The sequence below is a fragment of the Marasmitruncus massiliensis genome (assembly GCF_900186535.1).
GTDB lineage: Bacteria > Bacillota > Clostridia > Oscillospirales > Ruminococcaceae > Anaerotruncus > Anaerotruncus massiliensis_A.
Genome location: NZ_FYDE01000003.1, coordinates 360,503 through 377,855, shown reverse-complemented (window position 1 = coordinate 377,855; position 17,353 = coordinate 360,503). Strand labels below are relative to the sequence as shown.

General features: G+C 53.5%; 16 protein-coding genes. 4 read left to right on the top strand and 12 right to left on the bottom strand.

The features are described 5' to 3' along the window. Nucleotides 1–4: 4 nt before the first annotated feature. Nucleotides 5–694 (bottom strand): site-2 protease family protein, encoded by a 690-nt coding sequence (locus C1A10_RS03015; RefSeq protein WP_242968815.1) that lies wholly within the window; start codon nt 692–694, stop codon nt 5–7. A 231-nt stretch (nt 695–925) separates the two neighbouring features. Here C1A10_RS03015 and rpmB point away from each other — a divergent pair, with 231 nt between their 5' ends. Then, nucleotides 926–1,114, top strand: a complete 189-nt coding sequence (gene rpmB, locus C1A10_RS03010) for a 50S ribosomal protein L28 (RefSeq protein WP_101908816.1) — start codon at nt 926–928, stop codon at nt 1,112–1,114. 103 nt (nt 1,115–1,217) lie between these two features. Here rpmB and C1A10_RS03005 read toward each other — a convergent pair whose 3' ends face one another. The 10 genes from C1A10_RS03005 to C1A10_RS02960 form a co-directional block, all read right to left on the bottom strand. Further along, nucleotides 1,218–2,228, bottom strand: coding sequence for an NAD(P)H-dependent glycerol-3-phosphate dehydrogenase (locus C1A10_RS03005; RefSeq protein WP_101908815.1), 1,011 nt, complete (start codon nt 2,226–2,228; stop codon nt 1,218–1,220). 37 nt (nt 2,229–2,265) lie between these two features. Continuing rightward, entirely contained in the window at nt 2,266–2,937 is a 672-nt protein-coding gene (gene plsY, locus C1A10_RS03000) for a glycerol-3-phosphate 1-O-acyltransferase PlsY (protein ID WP_101908814.1), read from the bottom strand. A gap of 77 nt (nt 2,938–3,014) precedes the next feature. Further along, nucleotides 3,015–4,340, bottom strand: a complete 1,326-nt coding sequence (der, locus tag C1A10_RS02995) for a ribosome biogenesis GTPase Der (RefSeq protein WP_101908813.1) — start codon at nt 4,338–4,340, stop codon at nt 3,015–3,017. 19 nt (nt 4,341–4,359) lie between these two features. Continuing rightward, entirely contained in the window at nt 4,360–5,661 is a 1,302-nt protein-coding gene (locus tag C1A10_RS02990; protein WP_101908812.1) for a DUF512 domain-containing protein, read from the bottom strand. Nucleotides 5,662–5,746: 85 nt separating this feature from the next. Next, nucleotides 5,747–5,929, bottom strand: a complete 183-nt coding sequence (rpmF, locus tag C1A10_RS02985) for a 50S ribosomal protein L32 (RefSeq protein WP_101908811.1) — start codon at nt 5,927–5,929, stop codon at nt 5,747–5,749. A gap of 73 nt (nt 5,930–6,002) precedes the next feature. After that, a complete protein-coding gene (locus C1A10_RS02980; RefSeq protein ID WP_101908810.1) occupies nt 6,003–6,500 on the bottom strand; it encodes a YceD family protein in 498 nt (165 codons plus the stop codon). 282 nt (nt 6,501–6,782) lie between these two features. Further along, nucleotides 6,783–7,193 carry an apurinic/apyrimidinic endonuclease family protein gene (locus tag C1A10_RS02975; RefSeq protein ID WP_101908809.1) on the bottom strand — a complete coding sequence of 137 codons (411 nt, stop codon included), beginning with the start codon at nt 7,191–7,193 and terminating at the stop codon, nt 6,783–6,785. A gap of 50 nt (nt 7,194–7,243) precedes the next feature. Continuing rightward, entirely contained in the window at nt 7,244–8,581 is a 1,338-nt protein-coding gene (locus tag C1A10_RS02970; RefSeq protein ID WP_101908808.1) for a glucose-6-phosphate isomerase, read from the bottom strand. Nucleotides 8,582–8,786: 205 nt separating this feature from the next. After that, the gene (locus tag C1A10_RS02965) at nt 8,787–9,962 is read right to left on the bottom strand and encodes a D-alanyl-D-alanine carboxypeptidase family protein (RefSeq protein ID WP_101908807.1); all 1,176 of its coding nucleotides are present in this window, start codon (nt 9,960–9,962) and stop codon (nt 8,787–8,789) included. 138 nt (nt 9,963–10,100) lie between these two features. Next, nucleotides 10,101–10,334: an HPr family phosphocarrier protein gene (locus C1A10_RS02960; RefSeq protein ID WP_101908806.1), complete on the bottom strand. Its 234-nt coding sequence runs from the start codon at nt 10,332–10,334 to the stop codon at nt 10,101–10,103. Nucleotides 10,335–10,547: 213 nt separating this feature from the next. Here C1A10_RS02960 and mtaB point away from each other — a divergent pair, with 213 nt between their 5' ends. The 3 genes from mtaB to C1A10_RS02945 all read left to right on the top strand — a co-directional run bounded on the left by mtaB (nt 10,548) and on the right by C1A10_RS02945 (nt 16,430). Continuing rightward, entirely contained in the window at nt 10,548–11,837 is a 1,290-nt protein-coding gene (mtaB, locus tag C1A10_RS02955) for a tRNA (N(6)-L-threonylcarbamoyladenosine(37)-C(2))-methylthiotransferase MtaB (RefSeq protein ID WP_101908805.1), read from the top strand. Between the two features lie 58 nt (nt 11,838–11,895). Beyond that, nucleotides 11,896–15,609 carry a phosphoribosylformylglycinamidine synthase gene (locus tag C1A10_RS02950; RefSeq protein ID WP_101908804.1) on the top strand — a complete coding sequence of 1,238 codons (3,714 nt, stop codon included), beginning with the start codon at nt 11,896–11,898 and terminating at the stop codon, nt 15,607–15,609. Between the two features lie 119 nt (nt 15,610–15,728). Then, a complete protein-coding gene (locus tag C1A10_RS02945; protein ID WP_101908803.1) occupies nt 15,729–16,430 on the top strand; it encodes a TVP38/TMEM64 family protein in 702 nt (233 codons plus the stop codon). A gap of 186 nt (nt 16,431–16,616) precedes the next feature. Here C1A10_RS02945 and C1A10_RS02940 read toward each other — a convergent pair whose 3' ends face one another. Further along, the gene (locus C1A10_RS02940) at nt 16,617–17,294 is read right to left on the bottom strand and encodes a metallophosphoesterase (protein WP_101908802.1); all 678 of its coding nucleotides are present in this window, start codon (nt 17,292–17,294) and stop codon (nt 16,617–16,619) included. Nucleotides 17,295–17,353 lie beyond the last annotated feature (59 nt).

Below are 17,353 nucleotides of genomic sequence, written 5' to 3'. Positions count from 1 at the left end.
CCCGTTACAGCAGCATATTTGCAAGGACATCCACAAATCCGGTAATAAAATCCAGAAACCGATAGATCACGTTCGAGAGCAATGTCAGCGGCAGGGACAAGATGTTTGTAAACATCATGACGGCAAACAGCCCAAGAAAGATATAGCGGCTGTACTGGGCAATCAGATATTCCCAGCGGGCCGGCAGAAAATAGGCCAGAATATGATACCCGTCCAGAGGCGGCACCGGCAGGAGGTTGAATACAGCCAGCGAAACATTGATGGTGACCATCATGGAAAGGATGGTGGTGACAATCTGGACCGCGTTGCCCATGGGGACATTCATCAGCATCAGCACAAGGGCGATGATTTTATAAACCAGCAGCAGAATCGTCGCCATCAGCACGTTCGCGGCGGGGCCCGCCAGCGAAGTGAGCGCCATTCCCGCACGCATGGTGATTTTGCGGTTAAATTTCGACGGGTTTACCGGAACAGGTTTTGCCCAGCCAAATCCTGTAAACAAAATCAGAATGGTTCCAAGCGGGTCCAAATGTGCCAGCGGGTTCAGATCAAGCCGTCCCTGATACCGCGCCGTATGGTCGCCGAGTTTATCAGCCACCCATCCATGCGCAAATTCATGCACGGGCATGGAGGTAAACAGCACAATCAGGCGGGCAAAATAAACAAATAAACGGTCAGGCGAAAAATATCCCATAGCTTCTCCTTGCCTCATCAATAAAATGTCATAGTTTCCTAGCTTAATAGGATTATTATACCGGCAATCCGGTCAAAATACAAGCGAATTCACTGTAAATTCACACATGGACGCGCTAATATAAAAAAATTATGAAAAAAAGCTTGCTTTTCCTATGCCGATCTGATAAAATATCAATGTTGACCCCGAAAGAGAGTTTTAATCCGTTCCAGATAGAGGAGGTGCAGACACATGGCAAAATGCGACATCTGCGGAAAAGGTGTTACTTTCGGAATTAAGGTTTCCCATTCTCATAGGCGTTCTAACAGAACTTGGAAGCCTAATGTTCAGCGTGTTAAGGCGATTATCGACGGTACCCCCCGCCACATTCACGCCTGCACCCGCTGCTTGCGTTCCGATAAAATTACCCGTGCAATCTAAAATTTGCAGCTAAAAGCCTTTCGCGTCAGCGGAGGGCCTTTTTGTTTTATATCGACAGGAAAGCAGGCCGCCTCCGGGCGGCCTGCTTTTTGATTGACTAATTTTATTTGACCAGCCAGTTAGATTCCGCCTCATGCCGCTTGGAGCGCCCCATCAGCGCGCCGATCGCTTCTCTGGGCGGTTTGTCTTCATACAAAACTGCGTAAACCTGTTCAATAATCGGCATTTCGACCTGATACCTTTTGGCAAGCTCCCAGGCACATTTTGTAGCGGTATAGCCTTCCACCGTCATGCCGACCTCCTCAATGGCCTGCAAAGCGGTTTTCCCCTGCCCAATCAGGATTCCCGCGCGGCGGTTGCGCGAATGCATACTGGTGCAGGTAACGATCAGGTCGCCAATGCCGGACAGCCCCGCAAAGGTCTCGGATTTCGCACCCATCGCAACGCCCAGCCGCGCAATCTCGGTGATGCCGCGGGTCATAAGCGCCGCCTTGGAATTATCTCCCAGCTCCAGCCCGTCGGTAATACCGGCGGCCAGCGCAATGACGTTCTTCACCGCACCGCCGAGCTCCACGCCGATCACATCGTCGTTTGTATAAATGCGCAGGGTTGGGCTCATCAGAATATCCTGCACAAATTCAGCGGCTGCCTGGTCGTCAGATGCGGCCACTACGGTTGTCGGAACCCCTCTGGCAACTTCTTCCGCGTGGGACGGTCCGGAAATCATCACCCGCTGGTTTTCCGGCAGTTCTTCACCAATCACCTGCGCAAGCGGCTTCAGCGTCTCCGGCTCAAACCCTTTTGCCACGCAGGAAACCACCGTTTCAGGCGCGAGATGCCCCTTAAGCGAGGCGCAGGCACTGCGCACAGCGAAAGACGGGGTAGCAATGATCACCAGCTCCGCATCGATCTGTTCAGGCAGTTTCCAGGTCATCTGCACAGACATTGGGATCACTATCCCCGGCAGCAGCTTTTTGTGCTCCCGCTCGCTGGACAGCATCTCAATCTCCTTTTGAAACGGGGAATACAGTGTAACCGTCTGTCCGTTCTGGTCGCACATAACGGACAGAGACGTCCCGAACCCGCCCGCTCCGCATATAAACAGTTTTGCCATTTACCAATACCTCCAACTTGATTTCTGCTCCGACACTTTATTCAGTTGTTTTTTTGGCGCCGAACTTGTATTCCGTTCCGTTCAGCAGCCGCTTAATGTTGGTACGGTGCATCCAGATGCCCATTGCGCTGATCAGCAGCGAAAAAAACAAATCAAACTGATAGGGCTTGCGTGATACCAGATTGACAATCGTTGTTAAAACCGGAAAAATCAGAAACCCAATGATCGATGCCAATGATACAATTTTTACCCAGAACACAAACGGCACTATCAGTATTACGATAATTGAAAATACCAATGGGTTCAGCATCATTAAAACGCCAAGGCTGGCGAGCACACCTTTGCCGCCCTTAAAATGAAAATACAGCGGAAAAACATGGCCAAGAATCACAAACAGCCCGGCGATGTATCCGCCATCAAACAGAGCGGGCGCCGCTCCGTCCGCGACAAGCCGAAAAATGATACGGCCCAGTGCGACCGCCACGACACCTTTCCCGAAGTCCCCAAGCGCCGTAAAAAACGCCAGCTTTTTCCCATAAGTACGCAGAATGTTCGTCATTCCGGCATTTCCGCTGCCGTGTGCACGCACGTCATCCTGCGCGCACAGGCGGGATATAATCACGGCAAAGCTGACGCTTCCGATCAGGTAAGCCGCGGCAGCCGCCAGAAAAGCCGCTGTCCAGAATTGGCCCGTTGACAGTAACTCCATTCATTTCACCTCATTCAGCGCGACCGCGTGGGCGGACGCATTCTTTCATTTTAAAACACACAGGTTCAGAAAAGCCGTTAATCTTTCTCACCGCGCTCCCGCACAATGATTCTGACAGGGGTGCCCTCAAGGCCAAACGTCTCCCGTATCTGATTCTCCAGATAACGCTGATAGGAGAAATGAAATAATTCTTTATTATTGCAGAAAAAGACAAATGTCGGGGGCCTTGTGCTTGCCTGTGTACAGTAGAAAATACGAAGGCGTTTTCCTTTATCGGTAGGAGGCTGAACCCGCGCGGCTGCGTTTGCAAGCAGGTCGTTGAGCTTGCCGGTAGAGATACGCATCGCATTCTGCGCGTTCACAAAGTTGATCAGTTCATACAATTTATCAACGCGCTGACCGGTCTTCGCGGAAATAAAGATAAACGGCACGTAAGACATGAAGGAAAAATCCACCTCGAGTTTCTTGCGGAACTCCTGCATGGTCCTGTCGTCTTTTTCAACCGCGTCCCATTTGTTTACAGCCACGATGCAGGCTTTCCCCTGCTCGTGCGCATAGCCCGCCACCTTGCTGTCCTGTTCGGTGAAGCCGACTGTGGCGTCCAGCACGATGACGCACACCTCGCTGCGGTCGACCGCCATATAGGCGCGCAGAACACTGTACCGCTCAATTTCCTCGTCCACACGGGATTTGCGGCGGATGCCCGCCGTATCAATAAAGATAAATTTGCCGTACTGGTTCTCCACCTCTGTATCGGTCGCGTCACGAGTGGTGCCTGCAATGTCTGACACGATCACCCGTTCCTCCCCTGCCATGCGATTCACCAGCGAGGATTTGCCCACATTGGGCTTGCCGATAATCGCAACGCGGACTGCTTCTTCATCATAGTCCTCCGTCTTGTCGAAATCAATCAGTTCATAGCAGGCGTCCAGCAGGTCGCCGGTACCGTGCCCGTGAACCGAGGACACCGCAACCGGGTCGCCTAATCCCAGATTATAAAACTCATAGAATTCGGGCCGGGGTTCTCCCAGCTGGTCGCACTTATTGACACAGAGCACAACCGGCTTGCCGCTTTTTTGCAGCATGACGGCAACGTCCTGATCGGTGGCGGTCACGCCGGTCTGCAGGTCGACCACAAAAATAATGACATCGGCGCGTTCAATCGCAAGCTGCGCCTGACGCCGCATCTGTGACAGAATCGTATCGGTTGAATGGGGCTCAATACCGCCCGTATCCACCAGCATAACGGATTTGCTCCGCCACTCGCACTCATAATAAATCCGGTCGCGTGTTACGCCGGGGGTATCCTGCACAATGGACACACGCGCGCCCACCAGTTTATTAAACAGGGTCGATTTTCCCACATTGGGACGCCCCACTATGGCGATCAATGGTTTGGACATCCTGTTTCCTCCATCTTTCTCATCTGCCGGTCATGGCATCATAAAGCTGCCAGCCGTCGTTGTCCACCGGTTTCACAGGCGCGCCGAGCGCGGCTTCCAGCTGTTCCACCGTCATGTCGTCCAAAAATTTGTCCCGCTCGCGCCGCAGCATAACCGACGGGAGAAGCACCTGACTGCCAATCCGTCTGCCTTTCATCTGCGCGACGATATCCTGCCCGGTGATAAGACCGGCCACATTAATAGATTCCCCGAAAAACCGGTTTACAATCGCATGCACTTCAATTTTCAGCTCCGGTTTTTTAGACATGGCGCGTCCGGCAAGAGCCTGAAGCGTCGGATATGCCGCTGTGCCGGTGAGAACTGTCAAGTCGGCGCGGGCATCGGAACCGTCGTCTTGCTCCATCGCGTCCATAAACTCGCTTTCCAGAAGCGCCAGAACGCCGACACCATCCTCCAACTGATCAAATCTCCCGTAATACTTCGGCGGCGGCAGCGGCCGCTTCGCTTTCAGGAAAAATTCATCGGAAGGATATGCCACACGCTCGCCGTGTTTTTCCAGCATTTCTTCAGCAAACCGATGGATGATCTCAATTGTCCGCGCGGCGCGTTCCCGATCATACGGCTGTAACGCCGGAAGATTCTCCCGGTAACGGGTGAGCCCCACAGGAACGCATGCGATGCTCTGCAGGTTGGGATACAGCGCGCCTAGGTCCCTCAGGGTGCGCTCCAGCGCAGGGCCGTCATTCAGCCCCGGGCACAGCACCAATTGACTGTTGACCTGAATGCCCGCTTCACACAGTCTTTCTATAAAACGAAGGCTGTCCGCGGCCGCCGGATTTTTCATCATTTTGACGCGCAGCGCCGGGTCGGTTGTATGCACCGAGATATTCACCGGAGAAATCTTCATCTTTATAATACGGTCGATATCCGCATCCGTCAAGTTGGTAAGCGTAATATAGTTGCCGAATAGAAACGACATCCTGCTGTCGTCGTCTTTGAAATACAGGGATTTGCGCATTCCCTTCGGCATCTGGTCCACAAAGCAGAACACGCATTTATTTTTGCACGCATGCTGTTTATCCATCAAATAAGTTTCAAACTCCAGCCCGATATCTTCGTATTCTCCCTTTTGCAGGGATGCAGAAAAAGGCGCACCCGAACGAAGCAGGTGCAGCGCAATTTTCCGGCTGGTCACATAAAACCGGTAATCCAGCACGTCGTTAATCTCACTTTCATCAATGGCGACCAGAACATCCCCCGCGAGAATCCCCGCGCGGTCCGCATGGGAACCCGGCTCCACCGACTGAATCAGAACTGGCATTGTTTTTCTCCCATTCGAATTGCAACCCACAGGAAAAAGAAAACGGAGGCGGAAAACCTTCCACCTCCGTTGAACTCACTATGGATTAGGCCTCGACCTTGATTACTTCTTTGTCTTTGTAGTAACCGCAGTTTCCGCAAACCTGATGAGGAGCCTTCAGCTCTCCGCAGTGTGTGCATTTTGAAAATGCAGGGGCATCCAGCTTCCAGACGTTGGAACGCCTTTTGTTCTTGCGCGCTTTGGAACTCTTTCTCTTTGGTACTGCCATTTTATGGCACCCCCTTCAAATCAATAATATAACAGGATTGCCTGTGCCTGCGCACAGGCACCACTTTTTGCCGTTATTCCTGCAGCAGTTCCCGAAGCTTATCGAGCCGCGGGTCACGTGGCTTGCGCTTACAGCCGCAGTCGCCGTTGTTCAGGTTTTTGCCGCAGACAGGACACAGCCCCTTGCAGCCTTCGTCACACAAAATCGAAGTGGGGAGTTCGAGGAGAATATCGGAGGAAACAAGCTCTGCCAAATCAAGCCGTCCGTCCGGTATTACTATAAACTCATCGTTGTCCTCACGGTTCAGGGATAAAACCATGATGTGTGAAAACTCCATCCGCCATGGACGGGCAAGCGACGTAAGACACCGATCGCACACCACATCGAGGATAAAGTCTGCCGCATAGCTTACGCTAACGATTCCGGCACGGTTTTCCGCCCGGCCGGTCACTTTCACCGGCCCGTCGAACAGTTTCCTTCCCCATCGGGCAACATTGCCCAAATCAAGCGCACAGGCAATTCCGGCTGATTCGCCCTCGTTGTCAAACAGTTTGGAAAGGTCAATGATCATGCGGTTTCCTCCGTTCGGTCTCGCGCAGGGGCTCACATCAGCAAGTCGGGGCGCAGTGCCCCCCTCACAAATGTCACGCAGATTATTATAGTCGGTTTAGCCCTGCTTGTCAAGCATCCTCTCATGAAAAGGTGCCCGAACTATCAAACTTTTAAACAATCTAAGGAATTTCTTTTTTCATAGTACCGGCAAAAGGAAATGCCCGCCTGACGCGGGCATTTCCTTTTATATCTGCGCGGTTCCGGTATTCTTTCAGCCGGGAACACGGGCAGCAGCGCTCCATCAGATAATGTACTGGTGAATCCGCTCAGGCAGGTCGTCCTTGCCGCAGGAAACCGTAAAGGTCATGGTCGCCCCATTGTCATCCAGCAGCTTTGCAAGCTTTTCCACCATAATGGCAAACGCCAGATAGTCTTTGCCGCCGATCTTAAAGGTAGCATCGACAAATACTTCCGTAATATCATAGTTGCCGGCAAACAGGCCGCAGAAGAAGCCGTAGAACGCGTCAAAACCGGAAACGCCATAGGTGTCAATATCGATCAGGCGCGCCTGATGGCTCACATCAAAGGTCAGGGTATTTCCCTTTTCCACGCAAACGACGTTGCCCTTTGAAGTCTTGGCCGCCTCGTTCACCATATTGATCAAGGTTTTGGTTTTGCCCGAGCCTTTGTTGCCGACGATTAATTTAATCATGTGAAATTCCTCCAATATCAATTTATTTATAGTATGGACTTCTTTCCAGCTCACTTCAGCCCGGCTTCCAGCTCAGCTCTGCGGGCTTCATAACCCGGTTTGCCAAGCAAAGCAAACATGTTTTTCTTATAGTTTTCCACACCCGGCTGGTTAAACGGATTGACACCAAGCAGATAGCCGCTGACAGCACAGGCTTTTTCAAAGAAATAAACCATATAGCCAAACTCAAATGCGTTGATTTCCGGAATCTCCAGAATCAGGTTGGGGACGCCGCCCTCTGTATGCGCGAGAACAGTTCCCTGCATTGCTTTCCGGTTTACGATGGACATTTCCTGATTGGACAGAAAATTGAGTCCATCCAGATTTTCGGGGTCATCTTTTACAAAGAAATCCTTTTGTGGTTTTCCAATATCCACGACCGTCTCAAACAGGGTCCGGCTGCCTTCCTGAATATACTGCCCCATGGAATGCAAATCGGTGGAGAACACCACGGATGCCGGGAAAAGCCCTTTGTGGTCCTTGCCCTCGCTTTCGCCGAACAGCTGCTTGAACCATTCGTTCATCATGGCAAACGCGGGTTCATAGCTTACCAGCAGTTCAATCTGCTTGCCCTTGCGGTAAAGGATATTGCGGCAGGCAGCATATTTGTAGCAGTCATTGGAAAACAGGTCATCACCCGAAAAATCCTCCATTGCCTGCCGCGCGCCCGTCATGACGGCGTCAATATCGATTCCTGCGACAGCCATGGTCAGCAGACCAACCGCGGTAAGAACCGAATAGCGTCCGCCCACATCATCCGCAATGACAAAGGTCTGATACCCTTCCCTGTCGGAAAGTTCCTTCAGCGTGCCGCGTGAACGGTCTGTGGTCGCGTAGATGCGTTCCTTAGCGCCCTCCTTTCCATAGCGCTGTTCGAGCATTTCGCGGAAAACGCGGAATGCCAGCGCCGGCTCGGTGGTTGTGCCTGACTTTGATATCACATTCACCGAAACCCGTTTGCCTTCGCACAGCCCAATCATGGTATTCAGATAGTCGGGGCTGATGCTGTTGCCGACAAAGTAGATTTCGGGGGTATCCTTTTTCATGCTGTTATAGAACGGGGATTTGAGCAGCTCCAGCGCCGCCCTCGCGCCCAGATAAGAGCCGCCGATCCCGATCACGAGAAGCACATCGCTGTCTGAGCGGATTTTTTGCGCGGCCGCCTTGATACGGGCAAATTCTTCCCTGTCATAGTCCTGCGGGAGCGTCAGCCAGCCCAGAAAATCATTGCCGAGCCCGGTTTTTTCAGTCAGCACCCGATGCGCGGCTTTTACCTGCGGCGCGATTGCTTCCAGCTCGTGCTCTGCAATAAAATTTTTCACATGCCTGATATTCAGCTTCATTCCCATTTTGTCTCTTCCTTCCTCTAGGTTATTGTACAAAACGCACAAGCCAAACCTGTGCGGAGGAACTGTTTCTTACACACATTTTACCTTATTTGTTCTTCCATTTCAAGTCAACAATATGAAATTTCCATAGCAATTCTGCTAAGAATTGTCGAAATTCTTACAGGAAGGAAACTATCCCGGCCATAAAGCCCGGGATAGTCTTTTGTCACATACTGATCAGGTTATTAAACAGCTTTCCGAATGCCTTGAAAAAGGTCATCTTTGCCACAGGGAGCGCGGCCAGCAGCTGATATTCACAGATTGTCTCGTCTCCCACATGTACGACCACCTTTCCAAGCACCTGCCCTTCTTCCACCGGTGCCTCCACATCCGGCAAAATCTTGGCTTCCTGTTCAATTTTGTCTTTGTCGGCACTGCGGACAATCACTGCCTTGGGCGGCTCGCAGACAACCTCTACCTGCTGTTCCACACCGCCTTTTACTTTCACCGGAGCGAGATTTTCCAGCGCCGGCAGTTCCACGCGGGCATAATTTGAGAAGCCGTAGTCCAATAGCCCCCGTGCGGCGGAAAACCGGTCTGCGGAGGTGGCGCTGCCAAGAGTCACGGCAACCAGCGACATCCCTTTCCGGGTGGCGCTTGCGGCCAGGCAGCTCCCGGCACCGTTTGTCGTCCCTGTTTTCAGCCCGGTACAGCCGTCATAAAACCGCACCAGCTTGTTGGTGTTCACCAATTGGGTCTTGCCGTCCCGGAGTTCACTGATCCAGACGCTGGAATAATTCGTAATCAGCGGGTGGTTCAGAAGCTCGCGGCTCATCGTGGCGATATCACGCGCCGTAGTCAGATGCCCCTCGGCATCAAGCCCCGACGCGTTTACGAAAATGGTATTTGTCATTCCCAGCTGACGAGCCCTCTCGTTCATCTGTTCAACAAACGCATCCTCGCTGCCCGCCAGATATTCGCCCAGCGCAACTGAGGCGTCGTTCGCGCTGGAAATTGCCGTAGCCTTCAGAAGATCGTCCACCGAAAGCTGTTCCCCTTCTTCAAACCAGATCTGGCTGCCGCCCATCGACTGCGCGTGCTCCGAGCAGGTAACCATATCGTCCAGTGTAATTCTTCCGCTGTCCAGCGCTTCCATTGTCAGTAAAAGGGTCATGATCTTGGTAATAGACGCGGGCGGGAGTTGTTCATCCGCGTTTTTCTCAAACAGCACCCGGCCGGTTTCCTGTTCGATCAAAATTGCCGATTTCGCCGGAAAGCTGTCGTCGACCTTTGCTGCTGTTTCCAAAGCGGTTATGTCCGCTACATCCTCCGCCAAAGCCGGCACGCCGCCCGCGCAAAGCACAAGCGCCGCGGTCAAAGCCGCCGCCAACCGTTTTCCCATTGCGTACACCTCTCCCATCAGAATAGTACATGTGTATGCATGGATAGGACAAAACATGTCGGCACGCCAGGGCAAAATCAGCCGCAGCAGCCGGCGCAAAAAAAGCGCAGCTCCTGAGCTGCGCTTTTTGCAACTGTATTAAGCTTCCTGAACAAAGCCCTTGATCTCATCCAAAAACTGCTGGCAGTTGTCGGAATAGATCTCAACCTTAATGGGTTTTGCCAGATCAAGCGAAAAAATGCCCATAATCGATTTTGCATCGACCGCATATCTTCCGGAAACCAAATCCACGTCAAAGTCGTACTTGGAAACAGTATTCACAAAATTCTTCACATCGTTGATGGTATCAAGCTTAATTACTGTAGATTTCATCATGTTGCCTCCTTAAATTCCAGAGATATTACTTATTTATGTTTTAACTACAAATACAATATAACAGTGCGGTTTCTTTAAGTCAACTGCTAATTGTAATTGTTTCTAAAATTCATTATAATATGTGTAGTTATCTGTAGAATACGAAAATTTTGCCATCTTGTTTGTGCATTATTAATATAGATGTTGAATCTTATTTGGATGGAGTATACAATGAGAATTGCTTTTTATACACTGGGATGCAAGGTGAATCAATATGAAACCGAAGTTTTGTCCCAGCTTTTTGCCGCAGACGGCTATGATATCGTCGCACCGGACGAAACAGCCGATATCTACGTGATCAATTCCTGTACCGTTACCGCCACCGGCGACAAAAAGACCCGCCAGATGCTGCGCCACTTCAAATCGCAGAATCCGGCGGCGAAAGTCGCGCTGACCGGCTGTTTTCCGCAGGCCTTCCCCGACGCCGCCGAAAAGCTGCCCGAAGCGGACATCATTATGGGCGCGCGCGGGCGCGCGGAGCTTGTAAAGGTGGTATCCCGCTGCCTTGCGACGGACGAGAGGATCATCGATATCCGCCCCCATGAGAAGGGCGAAACATTCGAACGGATGGCCGCTGCCGGCTTTGCGGAACGCACCCGCGCGTTTGTGAAAATTGAGGATGGCTGTGAACGCTACTGCTCCTACTGCATTATACCGACCGCGCGCGGCCCGGTCCGCTCCAAGCCGATGGACGAGCTCTTCGAAGAACTGCGCGGCTTGGCGGCCTCAGGTTATCAGGAAGTGGTTCTGGTGGGCATCAACCTTTCCTGCTACGGCAAGGAACTGGGTCTGCGCCTCATAGACGCCGTGGAGCTCGCCTGCCGGACAAAAGGCATTCAACGCGTACGGCTCGGTTCCCTGGAGCCGGAACTGCTGACCGACGAAGATATTGAACGCATGGCGGCGCTGCCGCAGATGTGCCCGCAGTTTCATCTTTCCCTGCAAAGCGGCTGCGACGAAACTTTAAAGCGGATGAACCGACATTACGACACCGCCGAATATACCCGGATTACAGAAAGCCTGCGCCGCCATTTTGATCACTGCGCGATTACCACCGACATCATGGTCGGTTTCCCCGGCGAGGACGAAGAGGAGTTTTCCCGTTCACTGGCGTTTGCGGAAAAGATCGCTTTTGCAAAGGTGCATGTGTTCGCCTATTCCCAGCGCCCCGGCACACGCGCCGCCGTCCTGTCGCAGCAGGTATCAAAAGCGGAAAAGGCAAGCCGCAGTACCCGCATGATTGAACTGACCGAACGCACCCGTGCGGATTTCCTGCAAAAGCAGGTGGGGCGCGCCATGTCCGTCCTGTTTGAAAGCCATGTGACGGACGGCATCTACGAGGGCTACTCGGAAAATTACACGCCGGTTCATGTCCGTTCCGGCGAGGATTTGCGCGGTACCATTCGCCCGGTACAAATCAGCGGGGCGGAATCCGACTTCTGCACAGGCTCACTGGCCTGAGCTTTTAAGATAATTATAAGCCGCTATACCTAAACTCATAGAGAAAGAGGTCGTTAGATTGAGCGTTTATCGTATTTATGTGGAGAAAAAGCCGGAGTTCGCGGTGGAGGCGTCCGGTGTCCTCAGCGATCTGCGGACCGCGCTGATGCTGGACTGTGTTTCCGGCGTGCGCATGATCAACCGCTACGATGTGGAGCACATCGACCCGTTGGATTTTGAAAACGCCCGGCATACGATCTTTTCCGAGCCTCAGGTGGACGTCACCTATGACGAGTTTCCCGAGTTCGGCCCCGGCGAAAAGGTATTCGCTGTGGAATACCTGCCCGGTCAGTTTGATCAGCGTGCCGATTCCTGTGCGCAGTGCATTTCCCTCTCCACCGCCAAGGAGCAGCCGGTCGTCCGCACCGCACGCATTTTTGTGCTCAGCGGCGGCATTTCCCCTGAAACGCTCGACACCATTAAGCATTACCTCGTCAACCCGGTGGAAAGCCGGCTTGCGTCTTTGGAAAAGCCCGTTACACTCGACACCCGCTACGAGATTCCGACCGAAGTGGAGACGCTCGTCGGGTTCACGGCGCTGGATGAGGACGGGCTTTCGGATTTTGTCCGCCGCTGCGGGCTTGCCATGGATACCGACGACATCGCTTTCTGCCAGCGCTACTTCCGTGAGGAGGAACGCCGGGACCCGACGATCACCGAAATCCGCATGATCGATACCTACTGGTCCGACCATTGCCGCCACACCACTTTTTTGACCAATCTTGAAAATGTCCGGATCGAAACCCCTTATATCCGGGACACTTACCAGAAATACCTCGCTCTGCGCGCGGGCCTCTACAAGGGCAAGGACAAGCCGATGACGCTGATGGACCTCGCCGTCATCGGGGCAAAGGCGCTGAAAGCGGAAGGAATGCTCCCCGATCTAGACGAAAGCGAAGAGATCAACGCCTGCTCGGTGAAAATTACCGTGGATGTGGACGGACATGACGAAGACTGGCTTCTGATGTTTAAAAACGAAACACACAACCATCCGACTGAAATAGAACCGTTCGGCGGTGCGGCCACCTGCCTCGGCGGCGCGATCCGCGATCCGCTTTCCGGGCGCAGCTATGTTTATCAGGCGATGCGCGTCACCGGCGCGGCCGACCCGACGGTACCGCTCTCCCAGACGCTTGCGGGCAAGCTGCCACAGCGCAAAATCGTAACGACCGCCGCGGCAGGCTACAGCTCCTACGGCAACCAGATCGGTCTGGCGACCGGACATGTGGCGGAGGTGTATCACCCCGGCTACGCGGCAAAGCGCATGGAAATCGGCGCGGTCATCGGCGCAACCCCGGCGGACCATGTCGTGCGCGAATGCCCAGACCCAGGCGATATTGTCGTCCTGCTCGGCGGCCGCACCGGCCGCGACGGCTGCGGCGGTGCGACCGGTTCCTCAAAATCCCATACGCTGGAATCCCTGGAATCCTGCGGTGCGGAAGTCCAGAAGGGCAACGCGCCCATCGAACGCAAGCTCCAGCGGCTGTTCCGGAACGGTGAGGTGACCCGGCTCATCAAGCGCTGCAACGACTTCGGCGCGGGCGGCGTTTCCGTCGCCATCGGGGAGCTTGCCGACGGGCTGGAGATCAATCTGGACGCCGTGCCGAAGAAATATGACGGGCTGGACGGCACCGAACTTGCGATCTCCGAATCACAGGAGCGCATGGCGGTGGTTGTATCCCCGGAAAACGCAGACCGCTTTATTGCTTATGCCCATAAGGAAAATCTGGAAGCCACCGTCGTCGCGAAGGTAACCGAAACCCCTCGTCTGGTGATGAACTGGAACGGAAAGCGGATTGTGGATTTATCCCGCAGTTTCCTGAATTCCAACGGAGCCGTTAAGCATACCGATGTTGAAATTGAGGCACCGCGCCACTTTGTGCGCAGTCATCCCGAAAAAACGCTGCGCGAGAAATGGCTGGCCGTCATGGAAGGCCTCAACGTCTGCTCCCAGAAAGGCCTTGTGGAACGGTTTGACAGCACCATCGGCGCGGGCACCGTCCTGATGCCGTTCGGCGGTAAGACACAGCTGTCCCCCGCGCAGGCGATGGCCGCGAAGATTCCCGTCCTTGGCGGCGAGACCACGACCGCGTCCCTGATGGGCTGGGGGTTCAACCCCGATCTCTCCCAGTGCAGCCCATATCATGGCGCCATGAACGCGGTCATTGAATCGGTCGCGAAAGTAGTCGCGGCGGGCGGCAGCAGCCGGAAATGCTGGCTGACCTTTCAGGAATATTTCGAGCGCACCAAAAACGACCCAAAACGCTGGGGCAAGCCGATGGCCGCCCTGCTGGGCGCGCTGGAAGCGCAGCTTTCACTTGGAATCGGCTCCATCGGCGGCAAGGATTCCATGAGCGGCAGTTTTGAAGACCTAGACGTTCCGCCCACGCTGGTCTCGTTCGCGGTCTCAGTCGCGCATACCGGTCAGATTGTTTCCACCGAGTTTAAACAGGCCGGGCATAAGGTCTATCTGGTGACCCCCGGCTTCAACGAAAACCGGCTCCCGGATTTTGAGAGCGTCAAACACGTGTTCCGCCTTGTCGAATCGCTGACTGCCGAAGGCAAGGTTGCCGCGGCGTGGACGCTGGGTTACGGCGGCGTCTGCGAAGGCATCACGAAGATGTGTCTCGGCAACCGCCTTGGATTTGACTTTTCCGCCACCTTTGACGATACCGCCCTGTTTGACCCGATTTACGGCGGGTTCCTGCTTGAAGCAAAGGAGGAACTCCCCGGCCTTCCCTGCATCGGCACCGTCTCGTCCTCCTACGCGGTGAAATACGGGTTCGACTCGATCCCGCTGGAGGAAGTGCAGGAGCGCTGGGAAAAGAAGCTGCAAAAGGTGTTCCCCTATCTGCTGAAACCGGAAAAAAAGGATGTTCCCGTATACAGCCATGCAAATTCGGCTAAACTGACATCGGGCATGAAAATTGCGAAGCCGCGCGTGCTGATCCCGGTTTTCCCCGGCACCAACTGCGAATATGATACCGCGCGCGCTTTCCGGCTTGCGGGGGCGGAACCGGAAATTTTTGTGGTGCGAAACCTGACCGCTTCGGACATCCGGGAAAGCGTTGATGCTTTCGCCAGAAGTATTCAAGGCAGCCAGATCATCGCCCTTCCGGGCGGCTTTTCCGGCGGTGATGAACCGGACGGCTCCGGAAAATTCATCACGGCGTTCCTGCGTAACCCGCGCATCCGGGACGAGGTACATGAACTGCTCAGGAACCGGGACGGACTGATGTGCGGCATCTGCAACGGGTTTCAGGCCCTGATCAAGCTGGGGCTGGTGCCATACGGCGAAATCCGCGATATGGATGAAACCTGCGCCACACTGACCTTCAACACCATCGGGCGGCACCAGAGCATGCTGGTTCGCACCCGGATCGCTTCTAACAAGTCTCCGTGGCTGATGAACATGCGGCCAGGCGAGATTCACACCGTCGCGATTTCCCACGGAGAAGGACGGTTTGTCGCTCCTGAGGCTCTGATCCGGCAGCTTGCCGACAACGGGCAGATTGCGACGCAGTATGTTGACCTGGACGGTCAGCCGTCGCTTGACATCCGCTTTAATCCCAACAACTCGTTTGATGCGATTGAAGGCATTACCAGCCCGGACGGGCGGGTATTGGGCAAGATGGGCCATTCGGAGCGCACCGCGCCCGATCTTTATCAGAATGTGGAAGGCTGCAAATTCCAAAACCTGTTTGGCGGAGCGGTCGATTACTTCATAAAATAATATTGTCTTTCGAATTTACAGACAGGCAGCGATGAATATTACAGCAGCTATGGCAGACACATCTGTCATAGCTGCTGTAGTTTCAGGAACACTATAACTGTTGCAAGGAGGTGCAGCCAATGACAGGCAGACGAAAAATAGGGATGCTGCTGACAGCGGCCGCACTCGTTTTTGGTATCGGGGTCATCGGCTGGCTGATATGGAAGTTTTATCCCGCTATAATGAGTCTGATGCAGCCGGAGAAGATGGCTGCTTTCCGGGAAAGGCTGAACGCTTTTGGCATCTGGGGTGCAGCGGCGTTGTTCGCCATTCAGGCGCTTCAGGTGATTTCGGGCATTATTCCCGCGCTGCCGATTCAGGTTTGTGCAGGCATCACATACGGTACGCTTGGCGGCCTGCTTCTCTGCATGGCGGGTATTCTTGCCGGAAGCGCTTTTGTCTTTGCCGCTGTCAAAAAGTTTGGGCAGCCGTTGGTCGATCGGTTTTTCCCTCTGCAAAAGCAGCATAGACTTCAGTTTCTGTATCATCACAGCCGGCTGGACCGGATTGTTTTCCTCTTATATCTGCTTCCTGCCATGCCGAAAGACGTGCTCACCTATCTTGCAGCTTTGACTCCTCTGTCGCTGCGCAGATACCTTCTGCTCACCCTGACCGCACGGATTCCTTCTGTCCTCTGCGCAACCTTTGCCAGCGACGCGATCATGGAAGGAAACTACATCAGCGCAGTCGTCGTGTTCTGTATTTCGGGAGCACTCGGAGTTCTGTGCATGTTTTTCAGCAGGCAGATTTTTGCATGGATGAAACGGCTGAAAAGGCAATAAGCATATAAAAAACCCCTCCTGTCTAAAAACAGGAGAGGTTCGTCCTCCGGCCGCTTCCCTAAAACCAGAGAGAGGCATAACCGATGCCCTTCAGGCATGATATCTCAAAATGGCGGCATTGTCAAGACATGTAGCAAAATCTTGCAAGAAAAATTGCATTTTATATATCTGAGACATCGGAATTCATCAGGAAAGCTGCTTCCTAAGCGGGAGAATGTCCTGATATACGGCATGATAGCGCGGCGGAATCACTTTATCCAGATGGCAGCTTCCAAAAAACCAGTGCTTGAACCTTACCGTTTTTGTAATCTCATCGAGAAACGCGGCAAGCTGGTTTGTATGCGTACTGTCCATATTCAAGAAACTGCTGACACCGGAGGAGGGGGAGTGCGTGACGATATAATCCACCACATTCCCGTGTTTGGCAAGGTTTTCGCGCGCGTAATCGAGTTCCTCTTTTGTGGGGAGTTCCCCGACCCACCAGGTTTTCCCTTCCTGCCGCGTATCGGTATCGAAGCTTTCGCCGCCCCCGAAAACGAAAATATTGTCGCTTTCGATGGTATAAATTTCGCCGCGCAGCAGCTGATAGCACCGTCCGCTGATATGACGCGCCCTGCCTCCGCAGAATTCCTCAGCCGGATACTCGCCGAGCAGGTCGAGATTGTCATGGGTGCCTTCCAGAAACAGCAGATGGTAACGGCGCTTTCCAAGCCATTGCAGCAGCTTTTTTTCTTCTTTGGAGCCGTCCCAGACAAAGCCGAAATCTCCGCAGACGATCAGCGTGTCATTTTTTTTCAGCCGCTTTACCGCGCGGGTCTTAAACCGCTCGATGTCCGCGTGGGTATCCCCTGTCACATAAATCATAGGCTTCTCTCCTAATCCATAAACTCGGCACCCGCCAACATTTCAGCAGGTTGGATTCT